General features: G+C 73.7%; 16 protein-coding genes. 2 read left to right on the top strand and 14 right to left on the bottom strand.

Annotation, left to right across the window (positions count from 1 at the left end):
* Nucleotides 1–9: 9 nt before the first annotated feature.
* Nucleotides 10–1,134, bottom strand: a complete 1,125-nt coding sequence (locus OF117_RS15490; protein WP_263553742.1) for a magnesium and cobalt transport protein CorA — start codon at nt 1,132–1,134, stop codon at nt 10–12.
* Between the two features lie 271 nt (nt 1,135–1,405).
* Nucleotides 1,406–2,083 (bottom strand): winged helix-turn-helix transcriptional regulator, encoded by a 678-nt coding sequence (locus OF117_RS15485; protein ID WP_263553741.1) that lies wholly within the window; start codon nt 2,081–2,083, stop codon nt 1,406–1,408.
* A 71-nt stretch (nt 2,084–2,154) separates the two neighbouring features.
* Here OF117_RS15485 and OF117_RS15480 point away from each other — a divergent pair, with 71 nt between their 5' ends.
* On the top strand, nt 2,155–3,297 hold the full coding sequence (locus OF117_RS15480) for an acyl-CoA dehydrogenase family protein (RefSeq protein WP_263553740.1): 1,143 nt from the start codon (nt 2,155–2,157) through the stop codon (nt 3,295–3,297).
* 129 nt (nt 3,298–3,426) lie between these two features.
* Here the strand turns inward: OF117_RS15480 and OF117_RS15475 are convergent, their stop codons facing one another.
* From OF117_RS15475 to prfB, 10 genes are all read right to left on the bottom strand, one after another.
* Nucleotides 3,427–5,040, bottom strand: coding sequence for an SLC13 family permease (locus tag OF117_RS15475; protein WP_263553739.1), 1,614 nt, complete (start codon nt 5,038–5,040; stop codon nt 3,427–3,429).
* Between the two features lie 104 nt (nt 5,041–5,144).
* Nucleotides 5,145–6,077: an SCO6745 family protein gene (locus tag OF117_RS15470; RefSeq protein WP_263553738.1), complete on the bottom strand. Its 933-nt coding sequence runs from the start codon at nt 6,075–6,077 to the stop codon at nt 5,145–5,147.
* Between the two features lie 239 nt (nt 6,078–6,316).
* The gene (locus tag OF117_RS15465; protein WP_263553737.1) at nt 6,317–6,691 is read right to left on the bottom strand and encodes a VOC family protein; all 375 of its coding nucleotides are present in this window, start codon (nt 6,689–6,691) and stop codon (nt 6,317–6,319) included.
* Nucleotides 6,692–6,810: 119 nt separating this feature from the next.
* On the bottom strand, nt 6,811–7,716 hold the full coding sequence (locus OF117_RS15460) for an amidohydrolase family protein (protein ID WP_263553736.1): 906 nt from the start codon (nt 7,714–7,716) through the stop codon (nt 6,811–6,813).
* Nucleotides 7,717–7,755: 39 nt separating this feature from the next.
* Nucleotides 7,756–8,616, bottom strand: a complete 861-nt coding sequence (locus tag OF117_RS15455) for an alpha/beta fold hydrolase (protein WP_263553735.1) — start codon at nt 8,614–8,616, stop codon at nt 7,756–7,758.
* Nucleotides 8,617–8,715: 99 nt separating this feature from the next.
* Nucleotides 8,716–9,639 carry an NADP-dependent oxidoreductase gene (locus OF117_RS15450; protein ID WP_263553734.1) on the bottom strand — a complete coding sequence of 308 codons (924 nt, stop codon included), beginning with the start codon at nt 9,637–9,639 and terminating at the stop codon, nt 8,716–8,718.
* A gap of 57 nt (nt 9,640–9,696) precedes the next feature.
* Complete coding sequence (smpB, locus tag OF117_RS15445; RefSeq protein ID WP_263553733.1) at nt 9,697–10,173, bottom strand: SsrA-binding protein SmpB; 477 nt, start codon at nt 10,171–10,173, stop codon at nt 9,697–9,699.
* Nucleotides 10,174–10,326: 153 nt separating this feature from the next.
* Nucleotides 10,327–11,211 (bottom strand): permease-like cell division protein FtsX, encoded by an 885-nt coding sequence (ftsX, locus tag OF117_RS15440; protein ID WP_263553732.1) that lies wholly within the window; start codon nt 11,209–11,211, stop codon nt 10,327–10,329.
* Between the two features lie 48 nt (nt 11,212–11,259).
* Nucleotides 11,260–11,949 (bottom strand): cell division ATP-binding protein FtsE, encoded by a 690-nt coding sequence (gene ftsE, locus OF117_RS15435; RefSeq protein WP_263553731.1) that lies wholly within the window; start codon nt 11,947–11,949, stop codon nt 11,260–11,262.
* Between the two features lie 192 nt (nt 11,950–12,141).
* Complete coding sequence (gene prfB, locus OF117_RS15430) at nt 12,142–13,254, bottom strand: peptide chain release factor 2 (RefSeq protein ID WP_263553730.1); 1,113 nt, start codon at nt 13,252–13,254, stop codon at nt 12,142–12,144.
* A gap of 46 nt (nt 13,255–13,300) precedes the next feature.
* Here prfB and OF117_RS15425 point away from each other — a divergent pair, with 46 nt between their 5' ends.
* Complete coding sequence (locus OF117_RS15425) at nt 13,301–13,600, top strand: DUF6343 family protein (RefSeq protein ID WP_263553729.1); 300 nt, start codon at nt 13,301–13,303, stop codon at nt 13,598–13,600.
* Between the two features lie 61 nt (nt 13,601–13,661).
* On the opposite strand, the gene OF117_RS15420 is transcribed toward OF117_RS15425, so the two are convergent.
* Together OF117_RS15420 and cutA are read right to left on the bottom strand one after the other, a co-directional pair.
* Nucleotides 13,662–14,489, bottom strand: coding sequence for an alpha/beta hydrolase (locus OF117_RS15420; protein ID WP_263553728.1), 828 nt, complete (start codon nt 14,487–14,489; stop codon nt 13,662–13,664).
* A gap of 1 nt (nt 14,490) precedes the next feature.
* Nucleotides 14,491–14,820, bottom strand: a complete 330-nt coding sequence (cutA, locus tag OF117_RS15415) for a divalent-cation tolerance protein CutA (RefSeq protein ID WP_263553727.1) — start codon at nt 14,818–14,820, stop codon at nt 14,491–14,493.
* Between the last annotated feature and the right edge of the window lie 28 nt (nt 14,821–14,848).

The following is a 14,848-nucleotide window of genomic DNA, read 5'->3' as shown; positions in this document are numbered from 1 at the left end:
CCGCGGGGCTCAGATCCAGTCGCGCCGCTTGAACACCACGTACAGCGCCGACGAGACCCCGGCCATGAGCACCAGGGCGAACGGGTAGCCGAACGCCCAGCCCAGCTCCGGCATGGCCTCGAAGTTCATCCCGTAGACCGTGCCGACCAGCGTCGGCGCGAACAGGATGGCCGCCCAGGCGGAGATCTTCTTGACCTCCTCGCCCTGCGCGATCGACGCCTCGGTCAGCTCGCGGATCTCCTCGTTCTGCCGCTGCGCCACCAGGGTCGCGTTGACCGTCAGGATGTCGCGCAGCTGCATCCGGAAGGCCTCCACCCGCTCGTTGACCTGCACGACGTGGTCGGCGACGTCGCGCAGGTAGCCGCGCAACTCCTCGTCGACGCCGTACTTGTCGAAGCCGGCCTGGATGGCGGCGAGGATGCCGGTCAGCGGCTGCGCGGCCCGCTGGAACTCCAGCACCTCCTGGGAGAGCTCGTAGATCCGCCGCGACACCCGGGGGTCGCCGCCGAACACCTGCGTCTCGATCTCGTCGATGTCGTTGGCCAGCCCGGCGACCACCGGCGAGTACCCGTCGACGACCGCGTCGAGCACCGCGTACAGCACCGCCTCGCTCCCCTTGGCCAGCAGCGCCGGCTCGCTCTCCAGCCGGCGGCGCACCCGTGACAGGTCCGGCGACTCGCTGTGCCGCACGCTGATCGCGAAGTCGCGGCCGAGGAACAGGTGCAGCTCGCCGAACTCGACCTCCTCGGTCACGTCCCGGTACCGGGCGGCCTTGAGGACGACGAACAGCGTGCCGCCGTAGCGCTCGAACTTCGGCCGCTGGTGGGCGGTGATCGCGTCCTCGACGGCCAGCTCGGGCAGGTCGAACAATTCGGCCAACCGGCCGAGCTCGTGCGGCTCGGGCCGGTACAGCCCCAGCCAGGCCAGGCGGCCCGGCTCGCCGTCCAGCTCGGCGCGGCTCTCGGCCGCGGACGACGGCGTCGCGATCCGCCGTCCGGCGGCGTAGACGGCGTTGTCGACCATCCGCGAGCGGCGGGCCGGCGCGGGCGCGACCGGCGCCGGCGGGCGGAGCTCCGGGCGCGGGCGGCGGGTCAGGGTGGCGAGCGCGGGCAGCGCGCGACGGCGGTCGGACACGGCGGACTCCCGGGACGGACGGCGAGGGGTGAGCGCGGGCGGCGGTCCTCCCCTGCCGAACCGGTCGGCGGGACGCTCAGGCGGGGAGGACCTCGCTACTGGGATGCGGAGGTTCGGTGCGCACGTCCGCTCCCCTCGCTCGCTCGCAGACGGCGCCGGCCGTTCGCGGCGCCCGTCGGGCCGTCGTCCATGGTGACACGCCCGTCCAGCCCCGGACGGGTGAACCCGGGACCGGGCGGGGTGAGCGGTTCCGCTCGTGAACCGGTGTCGGTCAGCGGGCGTCGGCCATCGCCGCGCGGACGTAGCCCGCGATGGGGCTCAGCCGGAGAGCGCGGGGCAGCGCCCGGACCAGGGCCGTGTCGCCGGTGACCGTCAGCAGACCGTCGCGCACGGCGGCGCCGTACTCGATCCGGCCCTCCCACACCTGGTACAGGACGTCGAGGCCCACGTCGACGACCACGTCGCTCGGGAAGTCGGGGCGGGTGAAGCAGAGCGACACGTCGTCGCGCCGGACGACCAGCCAGAACAGCCGTCGCCGCCCGCCGCGGAAGCACACCTCCACGACCACCGGGTCCCGCTCGCCGAAGCCCCCCGGATCGATGCCCCCGCGGATCCACCACATGAGCGTGGTCGCGTCCAGCTCGTCGGGTCGCGGCTCGCCGAACGCCCAGCGCGCGCCCCACTCCGCCAGCCCGAACACGATCGGGCGCAGCTCCTCGGCGGCGCGGGTCACCGCGTAGCGACCGTCGCGGTGCTCGACCAGGCCCGTCCGGACCAGGTGGTCGAGCCGCTTCGACAGCAGCCCTCGGGAGAGCCCCGGCAACCCCCGGGACAGCTCGTTGAAGCGCTCGGCGCCGAGCAGCAGGTCCCGGACGATCAGCAGCGTCCAGCGGTCGCCGAGCACCTCGAGGGAACGCGTGATCGGGCAGTACTGGCCGTACCGGGACATGCCGCCATGCTCCCGCACCCGGTGCAGAACGTGAACTGGTCAGGCCGCCGGGCGCTCGGCACCGTCGCCGCATGACCACCACCCTGCAGCCCCTGTCCACCGACGAGCAGTTCGTCGCCCTGGCCGCGGACATCGGTCGCCGAGCGGCGGAGCACGAGCCCGAGCACGACCGCGACGCGACGTTCGTCGCGGAGGCCTACGACGCCATGCGCGAGACCGGCTACCTCGGTCTCGCCGTACCGGCGGACCTCGGCGGCCTCGGCGCCTCCTGGCGCCAGGTCGTCCTCGCCCAGCACGAGCTGGCCCGCTGGTCCGGTTCGGCGTCCCTCGCCTCCGCCATGCACCACTACCTCACGCTGGTGCACCGCTACCGCCACCACCGCGGCGCCCCGGACGCCGGCGCGACGCTGCGCCGCATCGCCGGGGAGGGCATCGTCCTCGCCACCAGCGGCGGCTCCGACTGGGTCAGCCCCACCACCACCGCCGTCGAGGTGGACGGCGGTTACCTCTTCACCGGCCGCAAGTCCTTCTGCTCCCAGGCGCCCGGGGCGACGGTCCTGGCCACGTCGGCCGTGCTGGGCGAGCCCGGTCCCGGCGCCGAGGTGCTGCACGCGGGCGTCCCGTTCAGCAGTCCCGGCGTCTCGCTCGTCGACACCTGGGACACCCTCGGCATGCGCGGGACCGCCAGCCAGGACGTCGTCCTCGACGACGTCTTCGTCCCCGCGGAGCGGGTGGTCGGCCGCCGTCCCTACGGGGAGCTCACCGGCCCGCTGCTGGTGGCCGTGCTGCACTTCGCCCCGGTGATCGCCGGCGTCTACCTCGGCGTGGCCCAGGGCGCCTACGACGAGGCGCTCCGTCTCACCGCAAGCAAGACAGCCCCCGCCGCCGGAGCGGCCCGCCAGCTGGGCGAGATGCAGTCCCGGCTCCGGGTCGCGCGGTGGGGCGTCCTCGGCGCCCTGGAGGAGGTCGGCGAGTACCCCGAGGCCGGGCCCGTCGCGCTGCGGACCGTGCTGGTCGCGAAGCGGCACGCCGTCCTGGAAGCGGTCGCGGTGACCGATCTGGCGCTGCAGGTGGCCGGTGGTGCGGCGTTCTACCGGCGGTCCCCGCTCGAGCGGGCCTACCGCGACGTGCGCGGCGGCCCGTTCCACCCGACGCCTCCGGAGGCCACCCTGGTCGAGGTCGGCGAGGCCGCGCTCGCGGAGGCCCGCCGCTGAGGGTCAGCGCCCGTGCCCCGGATCCGCCCCGCCTCCACCCCGCCACCGCGCCAGGGCATAGGAAGCTTTGCCCCCGGTGTCGGCGATCGATACCGGGGGCAAAGCTTCCTATGCCTTCGGCGGAGCGGGTCAGACGTCGAGGACGAGGCCGATCATGATCGGCAGCAGAAGCACGATGAGCATCGCCCCGAGCACGTCGAACGAGAAGCCCGACCGGATCATCTTCGTGATCGGCACGACGCCCGAGCCGTAGACGATCGCGTTCTGCGGCGTCGACACCGGCAGCATGAACCCGAACGACGCGGCGAACGTGGCCGCCAGCGCCGGGACGAACGGGTTGACCCCTGCGGCCACCGCCACCGGGATGATGATGGGGACGACGACCGCCGCCGAGGCCGTGTTGCTCGTCGTCTCCGAGATGATGATCGCCAGGATCACCGCGAAGATGGTGATCAGGAAGACGTTGGTCAGGCCGAGCGCATCGGCCGAGCTGTTGCCGATCGTCTCGGCCAGACCGGTGGAGGCCAGCAGCGAGCCGAAGATGATCCCGGTGCCGAACAGCAGGATGGTGCCCCAGTCGATCTTCGCCGCGTCGCTCCAGTTGAGCGTGAAGTCGCGGGCCTTCCAGTCGGTGGGCAGCAGGAACAGCAGCGAGGCGCCGAGGACGGCCACGATGCCCTCGTCGAGCCGGTTGCCCACCTCGGTGTAGAGGTCGGAGTCGGTGCCCGCGGTGAGCGCGATGACGCCGGGGAAGATCCAGAAGGCCACGGTGACGCCGAAGGCGATGAGCGTGTTCTTCTCCGCCCGCGACATCGGGCCGAGCGCCTCGCGCTCCTGCTGCACGTACTCGTGCACGCCCTCGATCCGCTTGATCTCCGGCCGGTTGAGCAGCAGCAGGACCGCGGCCAGCGCCACGAACATCAAGGCGCAGATGGGCAGCGCCATGAGCATCCAGGACAGGAAGCCGATCCGCTCGCCCGTCGCCTCCTCGATCAGCCCGCGACCGATCAGGTTGGGCGGGCTGCCGACGGGGGTGATCAGCCCACCGACGCTCGCGCCGTAGGCCAGCATCAGCATCAGGGCGACGCCGACCCGCAACCGCAGCGGGTCGAAGTCCGGCGCCACCAGCTCCTTCTGCTGCAGCAGCTTGGCGATGACCGACAGGATGCCGATCGCGGTGGGCAGCAGCATCGCGACCGTGGCCGTGTTGGACACGAACGCCGACAGCAGCGCGGTGATCAACCCGAAGGCGATGATCAGCCGTGCGGTGGAGCCGCCGACCCAGCGCAAGGACAGGATCGTCATGGCGAACCGCCGGGCCACACCGTGCTTGAGCATCGCCTGGGCCAGGATGAAGGCGCCGATGAAGGTGAACACCGTCGTCGACCCGAGCGGGGCCACCGCGTCGTCGCCCGACACGACCCCGAGGAGGGCGATCACACCGACCCCGATCAGGCCACCGATCGGGATGGGCACCGGCTCGGTGATCCACAGCACGATGACGCCGAGCAGCACCGCGGCGAGCAGGTGCTGCTCGCGCGGCAGGTCGAGCGGCAGCAGCGCGAACACGATCGTGACCACCGGCGCGAGGAACAGCCCGACGGTGCGGCGTCCCTTCTCGAACCGCTCCTCGGCCTCGCTGAGCTGCTGCTCGCCGAGGCTGCGGTAGGTCGCGTGTCCGCGGAAGGCGGCGTCGACGTCGGTGCGCGTGCCGGGGCTGGCCGGGCGGTCCGTGGTGGACATGGCGACTCCCTTGACCGTGTGACCCAGACCATAGGGAGCGCCGGGCGGACCGGCGACCGCTCGGGGGTGCGCCCGGTCGCCGGTGCGCCCCGGTCAGCCGGTGCTCAGCCCCGCGCGGCCAGCAGCCCCGGCGGGTAGGCACCGGCACCGACGATGCGGCGCGCCATCCCCCTGGCCAGCTCGACCACCCGCTCGGTGCGCTCCTGGCCCAGGTGCAGGAAGGGGTCGGCCGACAGCAGGTCGGTCTCGGCCTCGATCGTCTCCCGCAGCTCGACGCCCTCGTCGGTGAGCGCGAGATCACCGCCACCGGGGTTGCCGCCCTCACCGGTGTCGCCGGGGTGATCGCGGAGCAGGCCGCGGTCGACCAGCGCGGCGCGGGCGGCGGCCCACTCCTGCTCGGTCCAGCCGCGCAGCTCCCTCGCGGCCTGCGCGGTGAACCCGCGCCCGGTGGCGGTGTGCGTGATGAGCGCCTCGAGGCCGGTGAGGTCGGCGTCGAGCAGCGCGGCCACGTGCCCGTCCCCGCGGTACTCGCGCAGCAGGCTGGCCCCGTGCCACAGCTGCAGCAACGGGTCGTCGGGCCAGGGCAAGTCGGCGTGGGCGGCGTAGAGGGGCCGGGCCTCGGGGGTGAGCACGGTGCACGCCTCGCGCAGCAGGCCCGCCAGCTCGGCCACCTCCGGCGCGGCGACCGCCTCGGCGCCGCCCAGCAGCCGGGTGAGCGCGGTCCGGGCGACGTCCCAGCGGGAGGCGACGATCTGCTCCGGCGCGGCGATGCTCCACGCCAGCGGGATGTGCCGGGCCACCAGCGCCGGTGAGAAGTTGCAGAAGGTCGCCGTCACCACGCCCGGGCCGACCGCGCCCATCGGCGCCGCCCGGCCGGCGAAGTAGACCATCCGGCCGGGCTCGAGCCCCAGCCCGCCCAGCGTCTCGTCGAGCTCCGGCGCGAAGTAGACGTGCGAGTGCAGCGGCTCGACGGCGCGGTGGGCGCGGGACACCAGCCGCGCGTCGAGTGCGGACCCGGACCGATCGGCGCTGACCATGCGCGGCACCCTAGCGACCCGGCGTCCGGCCGCCCGCACGTCACCACCATCGCGACCGCGGCCACCCGAGACCTAGCGTGTGCGCCGAGGCCTCCCTCCCGGCTCGGAACCGGGCGCCACCGCACACGCCCGGTTCTCCCTCCGCGTGCGCGCCTTGACCGGCAGCCGGACCGGTGCTCGCGCGCCCCGGAATCCGAGGCCGTGCCGGCCGGAATCCGAGGCCGTGCCGGCCGGCCGGCTCACGCGTCGACGAACAGGCAGAACGGGTGCCCGGCCGGGTCGAGCAGGACGCGGACGTCGTCCTGCGGCTGGAACTCCGCCACCCGGCCACCTGCGTCGACGGCGTGCGCGACGGCGGCGTCGAGCTCGTCGACCCGGATGTCGAGGTGCACCTGCATGCGCGGATCGCCCGGCCCGGCCGGCCACACCGGCGGCACGTGCCGCTCCTCGCGCTGGAACGACAGACCGGTGCCGCCGCCCGCGGGGCGCAGCGTCGCCCACTCCGGGTCGTCGTCGCGCAGCGGCCAGCCGAGCAGCCGCTGGTAGAAGCGGGCCAGCCCCTGCGGGTCGGGGGTGTCAAGCACGGCGGCGGTCAGCGAGAAGCTCGGGGGCACACGTGCCTTCCTACCGGCCGGCCCCCCGCCGACGGGCGCCGCCGTCCGTGGGCGCCGGTGTGCACTTCCGGGCCGCGGACCTGCACATCAGCGCACGACGACGGCGGCCGGAGGGCGGGTCAGGCCGCGGCGGCGCCGTCCAGGCCGAACAGCCGCGCCCCGTTGTGCCACAGGACGGCGCGCAGCCACTCCTCGCCCAGCCCGAGCCGGTGCAGCGCGGCCAGCTGGTGGGCGTACGGGTACGGGATCGACGGGAAGTCGCTGCCCAGCAGCACGCGGTCGCCGAGCGCGGCCAGCCGCGGAAGGTGGGCCCGATCGAACGGCGCGAAGTCCTCGATGAAGTCGGTGGCGAACATCGTGGTGTCCAGGTGCACCCGCTCGAAGCGCTCGGCCAGGTCGAGGAACTCGCCGTAGTCGGGCAGGCCGAGGTGCGCGATCACCAGCCGCAGCCCCGGGTGGCGGGCCAGCAGCTCGGCGACCGGGGCGGGGCCGGTGTGCCGGCCGGGCCGCGGACCCGAGCCGCAGTGGATCACCACCGGCGTGCCGGCGTCCGCCAGCCGCGCCCAGACCGGGTCGAGCAGCGGGTGCCGCGGGTCGAAGTCGCCGACCTGCACGTGCACCTTGAACACCCGCGCGCCGCCGTCCAGGGCCTCGGCGACGTATCCCGGCGCCTCCGGCTCGGGGAAGAAGGTGGCCGACCGGAGCACGTGGCGGTGCTCCGCGGCGAAGGCCGCCGCCTCGTCGTTCAGCCAGACGGCCATACCGGGCTTGTGCGGGTAGGGCAGCGTCGGGAACGCCCGGACGCCGAGCCGGTCGAGCACCGCCAGCCGCTCGTCGACCGGCAGCTCGTAGTGGATCGGCCAGTCCCGGCCGTAGTTCCGCGCCGCCTCGGCGAAGAACTGCCAGACCTTGGCCTGCATCCGGTCGGGCAGGAAGTGCACGTGCACGTCGACCAGCCCGGGCAGGTCGAGCTCCCGCCAGTAGCGGGGGACGTCGGAGTCGTCGGTGGGGGGCCGGACACTCATCGCGGGCAGTCTCCCCCAGCCCGCCGGCGGGCCGCACCGTCAGGCGAGCGGTTCCAGGACGTCGGCCGCCCGGTCGAGACGCATGGAGAGGTGCCCCTCCCCCGGCACCGGGTGCAGCCGCGCCCCGGGGATGGCGCCCGCGAGGATGCGTCCCTGTTGCGGCGAGACGATCGAGTCGTCGTCCCCGTGCCAGACGTCGACCGGGACGCGGATGCCGCGGAGGTCGACGCCCCAGGGCCGCGCCTCCAGCGCGAAGTCGTGCGCGACGCCCCGCGTGCCGGGTCGCAGCGCTTCACCGACGACCCGCTGCAGGGCCTCGGGGGTGCCCGGCCGGTCGAGGACCGCGCGGTCCGGCGCGGAGAGGTCGCTGAAGAGCTTCAGCAGGGCCCTGGGATCGCGTCGCATGTCGCGGGAGAGCTTGGCGAGGTACGCCCGCAGCAGCCACGGCGCCCGCACGGCCAGCCCGTAGACCATCCTGTCCTCCTTGCTCCAGGTGGACCGGACGCCCGGCAGGTCCGACGGGGCGGTGCTCGACACGAGGGCCGCGCGACGGACCCGGCCGGGCAGCTCCGCGGCGATCGCGGCGGCGTACCGTCCGCCACCGGAGAACCCCACGACCGCGACCTCGCCGATCCCCAGCGCATCGAGGAGCCCCGCCATCAGGCGGGGACAGTCCCGGACCCGGTAGCCGACGAACGGCGACTCGCCGCACCCGGGTCGGTCCGCGGCGACGAGGCGCAGCCCGAGCCGATGGGCGTCCTCCTCCAGTCCGACGGTCACGTCGAGTCGGGAACCCGGCGTCCCGTGGAAGAACAGGACAGGGGCGCCGTCGGGCGCACCGACCTCCGTGTAGCCCAGCCGTGTGCCGTCGTCCAGGGTGACGGCGGAATCAACGCTCATGCGGCCCACCTCGCCGGGAGCGGGTGCGCAGCACTCTAGTGCGCTCGGCGCCGGCCGGAGGGCTCCTGCGTACCGCCGGCTGCCGGACGACGCCCGGGATCAAGCCAGCGTGATCACGACCTTGCCGCGGACGTGCCCGCCGGCCACCAGCTCGTGCGCCTCGCGGACCTGCTCCAGCCCGAACGCCTTGGCGATCGGCACCCGCAGCTGCCCGGCGTCGGCCATGCGGGCCAGCTCCTCGAGGTCGTGCTGCTCGGGACGCACGAAGACGTACCGGCCGCCGAGGTCGCGGACGGCCGGGTCGACGATCGAGACGATCCGCGCCGGGTCGCGCACCTGCTTGGGTGCGTCGGCCAGCGCGTCGCCGCCGACCAGGTCGAGCACCGCGTCGACCGGCTCGCCCAGCTGCTCCGACAGCGGGCCGGCGGCGTAGTCGTGGACCTCCGCGGCGCCGCCGTCGCGGACGAAGCCGTGGTTGCGCGGGCTCGCCGTCCCGATGACGTGCGCGCCGAGGGCGGCGGCGATCTGGACGGCGAAGAATCCGACGCCGCCCGCCGCGCGGTGCACCAGCACCCGCTCCCCCTCGCCGACGTCGAGCACCTCGGTCAGCGCCTGGTACGCGGTCAGCCCGGCCAGCGGCAGGGCGCCGGCCTCGGCGAACGACAGCGACCGCGGCTTGCGGGCCAGGCAGCGCTGCGGGGCGGGCACGAGCTCGGCCGTCGTCCCCCACTGGACGTCGTCCCGGCGAACGTAGCCGAACACCTCGTCACCGGGCGCGAAGGCGACCACCGCGGGGCCGGCGGCCTCGACGACGCCGGCGACGTCCCAGCCCGGCACGATCGGGAAGTGGTGCGGGTAGGCGGCGGTCAGCGCGCCCTGCCGGATCTTCAGGTCGACCGGGTTCACGCCGGCGGCGTGCACCCGCACGAGCACGGTGTCCGGGCCGACCGGCGGGCCGGGCAGGTCGTCGCGGACCGCCAGGACATAGACGTCGCCGTACTGCTCGTAGGCCGCTCCGCGCATGGCGCTCACGGTAGGCGGCGCGCCGGCGACCGGCCGGACGGGTGGTGGAGCTGCGGTTCAGCGCCGTCCCTTGACGTAGCGGCCGAAGGCCCGCTGGATCTCCCGGCGCGAGTCACGCTCGGCGAGGTCCTGCCGCTTGTCGTAGGACTTCTTGCCCCGGGCCAGCGCGAGGGTGGCCTTGACCCGGCCGTCCTTGAAGTAGAGGTCGAGCGGGACGAGCGTCAGCCCGCCCTCGCGGGTCTTGCCGATCAGCTTCTCGATCTCGCTGCGGTGCATGAGCACCTTGCGCTTGCGGCGCGGGGCGTGGTTGGTCCAGGTGCCCTGCGTGTACTCGGGGATGTGCACGTGCTGCAGCCACACCTCGCCGTCGTCGACGGTGGCGAAGCCGTCGACCAGCGAGGCGCGGCCGGCGCGCAGGCTCTTCACCTCGGTGCCGGTGAGCACGAGGCCGACCTCGTAGGTGTCGAGGATCGAGTAGTCGTGCCGCGCCTTCTTGTTCTGGGCGATCAGCTTGCGCCCCTCTTCCCGCGGCATGCCTCCATTATCCGTCATCCTCGGCGCCGCCCAGGGCCCCGCCCTGAGCCTGCGAAGGGTGGGGAGGACGGGGTCCTTCTACTCGTCGCGGAGGCCTCCGGCCCCCCACTCCTCGGACCGCCCGCGCGGGGGCGGCTCACCTTTCCGAGTGGCTCACAACCGCACGTACAGGCGGAGGGTGACGTAGGCGGCGATGCCGGCCAGGCCCACCCCGGCGGCGGCGATGACCGGGCTGATGACGGCGATCTGCCCCCAGTCGACCGGCGGGATGATGCCGGCCTTGATCGGCCCGGCCAGGGTGCGGTCGACGAAGAGCACCTTGGTGAGCACCAGCCCGCCGACGGCCAGCGCCGCGCCGATCAGCCCGGCGACGGCGGCCTCGAGGATGAACGGCAGCTGGGTGTACCAGCGCGAGGCACCGACCAGCCGCATGATGTTGGTCTCGGTGCGCCGGTTGAACGCGGCGAGCTGGATGGTGTTGGAGATCAGCAGCAGCGCCGCGAGCGCCTGGACGACGGCCACCGCGATCGTCGCGTTGCGCGCCCCGTTGAGCAGGCTGAACAGCCGGTCGAGGAAGTCGCCCTCGTCGCGCACCTGGTCGACGCCGCCCTGCCCGTTCGGGAACTGCTCGGCGATGACCGGGTAGCGCTCGGGGTTGACCAGCTCGACGCGGAAGCTCTCGGGAAGCGCGTCCGGCGGGGTGTTCTCGACCAGCTCCGGCTGCTGGCTGAACTGCTGCTGGAAGCGGGCGTACGCCTCGTCCTTGGACTCGTAGAGGTAGCTCTGCACCTCCGGCGACTCCTGCAGCTGGGCCTCGATGGCGCTGCGCTGCTCGTCGGTGACGTCGTCGGTCAGGAAGATGGAGACCTGCACCTTGTCGTAGTAGATCTCCTTCATCTCGGAGATCATCCCGGCGATCAGCAGGCCGGTCCCCATGAGCCCCAGCGAGATGGCCGTGGTCAGGATCATCGCGACCGTCATGGTCAGGTTGCGACGCAGCCCGGTGGCCACCTCGGAGAGGACGAAGTTGACGCGCATGTGCTTCCTGTCGTGGACGTGCGGCGGGAGGACGGCGGGGCGCGGCGGCTACCGGCCGACGCCGTAGACCCCACGGCTCTGGTCGCGGGTGAGCACTCCCGAGTTGAGCTCGATGACGCGGCGGCGCATGGAGTCGACGATGTGGTAGTCGTGCGTGGCCATGAGCACGGTGGTGCCGGTGCGGTTGATCCGCTCCAGCAGCAGCATGATGCCCTCGCTGGTCTCCGGGTCGAGGTTGCCGGTCGGCTCGTCGGCCAGCAGCACCAGCGGCCGGTTGACGAACGCGCGGGCGATCGCCACCCGCTGCTGCTCACCGCCGGAGAGCTCGCCGGGCAGCCGGTTGGCCTTGCCCTCCAGGCCGACCATCTCCAGCACCTCGGGCACGACCCGGCGGATCGTGCGGTGCGGCTTGTTGATCACCTCGAGGGCGAAGGCGACGTTCTGCGCCACCGTGCGGTTGCGCAGCAGGCGGAAGTCCTGGAAGACGCAGCCGATGGTGCGGCGGAACTTCGGCACCTGCCACTTGCTCATCGTGCCAAGCGTCTTGCCGTTGACCGTGACCGTGCCCGACGTCGGGTCGTCCTCCTTGAGCAGCAGGCGCAGGAACGTCGACTTGCCCGAGCCGGAGGAGCCGATGAGGAAGACGAACTCGCCCTTGTCGATCTCCGTCGACACGTCGTCCAGGGCCGGCCGGGAGCTGGCCGGGTAGAGCTTGGTGACGTGTTGCAGTTCGATCACGAGGCGCCACGGTACCTGTCTGCCGCACCCCCACCGCCGGACCGACGCGACACGCACGCGACGGGTGGGGCTGCCCGGGCGTGGGCCCGGGAAACGCCGTCCGGGCGGCCGGCTGCGAGCTCGCCGACGGCCCGTCGACGGGTCCGGACGGCGGCGGGACCCTGCAGAGAGGACGACCAGGAGGTGGTCCTCTCAGGCGGTGGGGACCGACTCCTGCTGGCGGCGCCAGCGGATGCCGGCCTCGATGAACGAGTCGATGTCGCCGTCCAGGACGGCCGCGGTGTTGCCGGTCTCCTGCTCGGTGCGCAGGTCCTTGACCATCTGGTACGGGTGCAGCACGTAGGAGCGCATCTGGTTGCCCCAGCTGCTGCCCTCGCCGCGCAGCGCGTCCATGGCGGCGCGCTGCTCCTCCTGCCGCTTGGCCAGCAGCCGCGCCTGCAGCACCCGCATGGCCGCGGCCCGGTTCTGGATCTGGCTCTTCTCGTTCTGGCAGGAGACGACGATGCCGGTCGGCAGGTGGGTGATGCGGACGGCGGAGTCGGTCGTGTTGACGCTCTGACCGCCGGGGCCGCTGGAGCGGAACACGTCGATGCGGATCTCGTTCTCCGGGATCTCGACGTGGTCGTCCTGCTCGACGACGGGCAGCACCTCCACGCCGGCGAAGGAGGTCTGCCGGCGGCCCTGGTTGTCGAACGGCGAGATGCGCACCAGCCGGTGGGTGCCCTGCTCGACCGAGAGGGTGCCGTAGGCGTAGGGGTGCTTGACGGCGAAGGTGGCCGACTTGATCCCGGCCTCCTCGGCGTAGGAGGTGTCGTAGACCTCGACCGGGTACCTGTGCCGCTCGGCCCAGCGCAGGTACATCCGCAGCAGCATCTCGGCGAAGTCGGCGGCGTCCACGCCGCCCGCCTCGGAGCGGATGGTGACCAGGGCCTCGCGGGCGTCGTACTCGCCCGAGAGCAGGGTGCGCACCTCGAGCTCGTCGATCTCCTTGCGCAGCGCGGCCAGCTCCCGCTCGGCCTCCGCGGCGGTGTCCGCGTCGTCCTCCTCGGCGGCGAGCTCGTGCAGCAGGCCGACGTCGTCGAGCCGGCGGCGCAGTTCCTCGACCCGGCGCAGGTCGCCCTGCTTGTAGGAGAGCGTGGAGGTCAGCGCCTGGGCGGCCTCGACGTCGTTCCACAGGTCGGGCGCGGCGGCCTGTTGCTCCAGCTCGGCGACCTCGCGGCGGAGCTTGTCGACGTCGAGCACCGCCTCGATCGAGCGGAGGGTCGTGTCGAGCTCGTCGAGGACGGTCGCGAAGTCGGTTGCCACGTCGGTCCAGGGTAGTGCGCGAGCGGGCCCGGGTACCGCGGAGAGCATGAACGAGCCCCGAGACGGACCCGGCCGCAAGCGGACGCGGGAGGACTACGCGCAGGGCCTCCCCGACTACCACGACCCCACCGCGGGCATCGGCGGCGCCCCGCCCGCGCAGTCGGCGCTGACCCTGCGGCTGGTGCTCGCCGCGTTCGGGCTGGTCTTCTGCACGGTGGCCGGCTTCATCATGCTGGGCACCGCCCTGCCCGTGGTCTTCCCCGTCGTGCTGTTCGTGCTCGCCGCGATCGCGGCGGTCGACCTCGGCGTGGTCGCCCGCCGCAAGGCCCGGGGCGAACCGGGCTGACCCGACGTCCGGGCCGGGCCGGCGGGGCGCCGTCCCGGCGGTGATGGCCGTTCCCGCCGGGTCAGGGGGCGCTCCTCGCCAGGTCGGTGACGGCGGCGACCACCTCGGGTCCGTCGAGCAGCACCGGGTCGTTGTGGTCGGCGCCCGCCACCTCGACGACGGCGTGCAGGTCGGCCGCGGCCTCCGCCACGGCCCGGCTCTGGGCCGGCGGCACGATCGAGTCGGCCCCGCCGTGGACGACGGTCGTCGGCACGTCGACGCGGGCCACCCGCTCGGCCACGGGGTACCGGTCGCGCAGCAGCGCCCGCACCGGCAGGAACGGGTAGTGGTGGCTGCCGACCGCGGCCAGGTCGACGAACGGCGAGCGCAGCACCAGCCCGGCCGGCGGGTGCTCGACCGCCAGGCCCGTGACGACGGCGGCGCCCAGGCTCTCGCCGAAGTAGAGCAGCGGCGCGGCCGGCACCTCCTCGACCAGGAACGCGCGCGCGGCCCGCACGTCGCGGGCCAGCCCCTCCTCGCTCGGCGAGCCCGGGTTGCCGCCGTACCCGCGGTAGTCGAAGAGCAGCACCGCCAGTCCGGCGTCCGACAAGGCCCGCGCCAGCGGGGCGCGCAACGCCCGCGAGCCGCCGTTGCCGTTGGCGACGAGCACGGCCGGCGCCTCCGGCGCGCCGGCCGGCAGCCACCACCCGCCGAGCTCCAACCCGTCGGACGTCGCGAGGACGACGTCGCGCGCGCCGGGCAGCACCGTGGCCGCGGGCGGCACCGGCGACGTGTCGGGGAAGTAGACCAGCCGCCGCTGCAGCCCCCAGAGCAGGCCGGTCACCGCGGCCAGCACCAGGACGGCGACCGCGACGGCGACCGCGACGACGACCCCGGACCGCCGGAGCACCTCATGCCTCGCGGGTCTCCGCCGCGATCCACGCCAGGTAGGCCGGATTGCCGCCGACGAGCGGCATCGCGATCACGCACGGCACGTCGTAGGGGTGGTCGCGGTCGGCCCGGGCGACGATCGCCGGCACCAGCGAGCGCCGGGTGTGCAGCGCGACGCGCGCCTCCCCCTCGTCGTGCACGGCGCCCTCCCACCGGTACACCGACCGGATCGGCGCGACGGTGTGCCCGCAGGCGGCCAGCCGCTCCCCGACCAGCGCGCGGGTGAAGCCGGCCAGCCAGTCGGCGTCGTCGGCGGTGACCACCACCTCGCAGTACTCCTCCTCGGCCACGGGCGCCATCCTCGCCGAGGCGCCGCGG

Source organism: Geodermatophilus sp. YIM 151500, assembly GCF_025716945.1.
Classification (GTDB): Bacteria; Actinomycetota; Actinomycetes; order Mycobacteriales; family Geodermatophilaceae; genus YIM-151500.
This window is presented reverse-complemented; position numbering and strand designations above follow the sequence as displayed.

Excerpts from the sequence above, each read along its gene's own strand:
- OF117_RS15485 (WP_263553741.1), bottom strand. The coding sequence starts at position 2,083 with ATGTCCCGGTACGGCCAGTACTGCCCGATCACGCGTTCCCTCGAGGTG.
- OF117_RS15480 (WP_263553740.1), top strand. The coding sequence starts at position 2,155 with ATGACCACCACCCTGCAGCCCCTGTCCACCGACGAGCAGTTCGTCGCC.
- OF117_RS15475 (WP_263553739.1), bottom strand. The coding sequence starts at position 5,040 with ATGTCCACCACGGACCGCCCGGCCAGCCCCGGCACGCGCACCGACGTC.
- OF117_RS15470 (WP_263553738.1), bottom strand. The coding sequence starts at position 6,077 with ATGGTCAGCGCCGATCGGTCCGGGTCCGCACTCGACGCGCGGCTGGTG.
- OF117_RS15460 (WP_263553736.1), bottom strand. The coding sequence starts at position 7,716 with ATGAGTGTCCGGCCCCCCACCGACGACTCCGACGTCCCCCGCTACTGG.
- OF117_RS15455 (WP_263553735.1), bottom strand. The coding sequence starts at position 8,616 with ATGAGCGTTGATTCCGCCGTCACCCTGGACGACGGCACACGGCTGGGC.
- OF117_RS15450 (WP_263553734.1), bottom strand. The coding sequence starts at position 9,639 with ATGCGCGGAGCGGCCTACGAGCAGTACGGCGACGTCTATGTCCTGGCG.
- smpB (WP_263553733.1), bottom strand. The coding sequence starts at position 10,173 with ATGCCGCGGGAAGAGGGGCGCAAGCTGATCGCCCAGAACAAGAAGGCG.
- ftsX (WP_263553732.1), bottom strand. The coding sequence starts at position 11,211 with ATGCGCGTCAACTTCGTCCTCTCCGAGGTGGCCACCGGGCTGCGTCGC.
- OF117_RS15425 (WP_263553729.1), top strand. The coding sequence starts at position 13,301 with ATGAACGAGCCCCGAGACGGACCCGGCCGCAAGCGGACGCGGGAGGAC.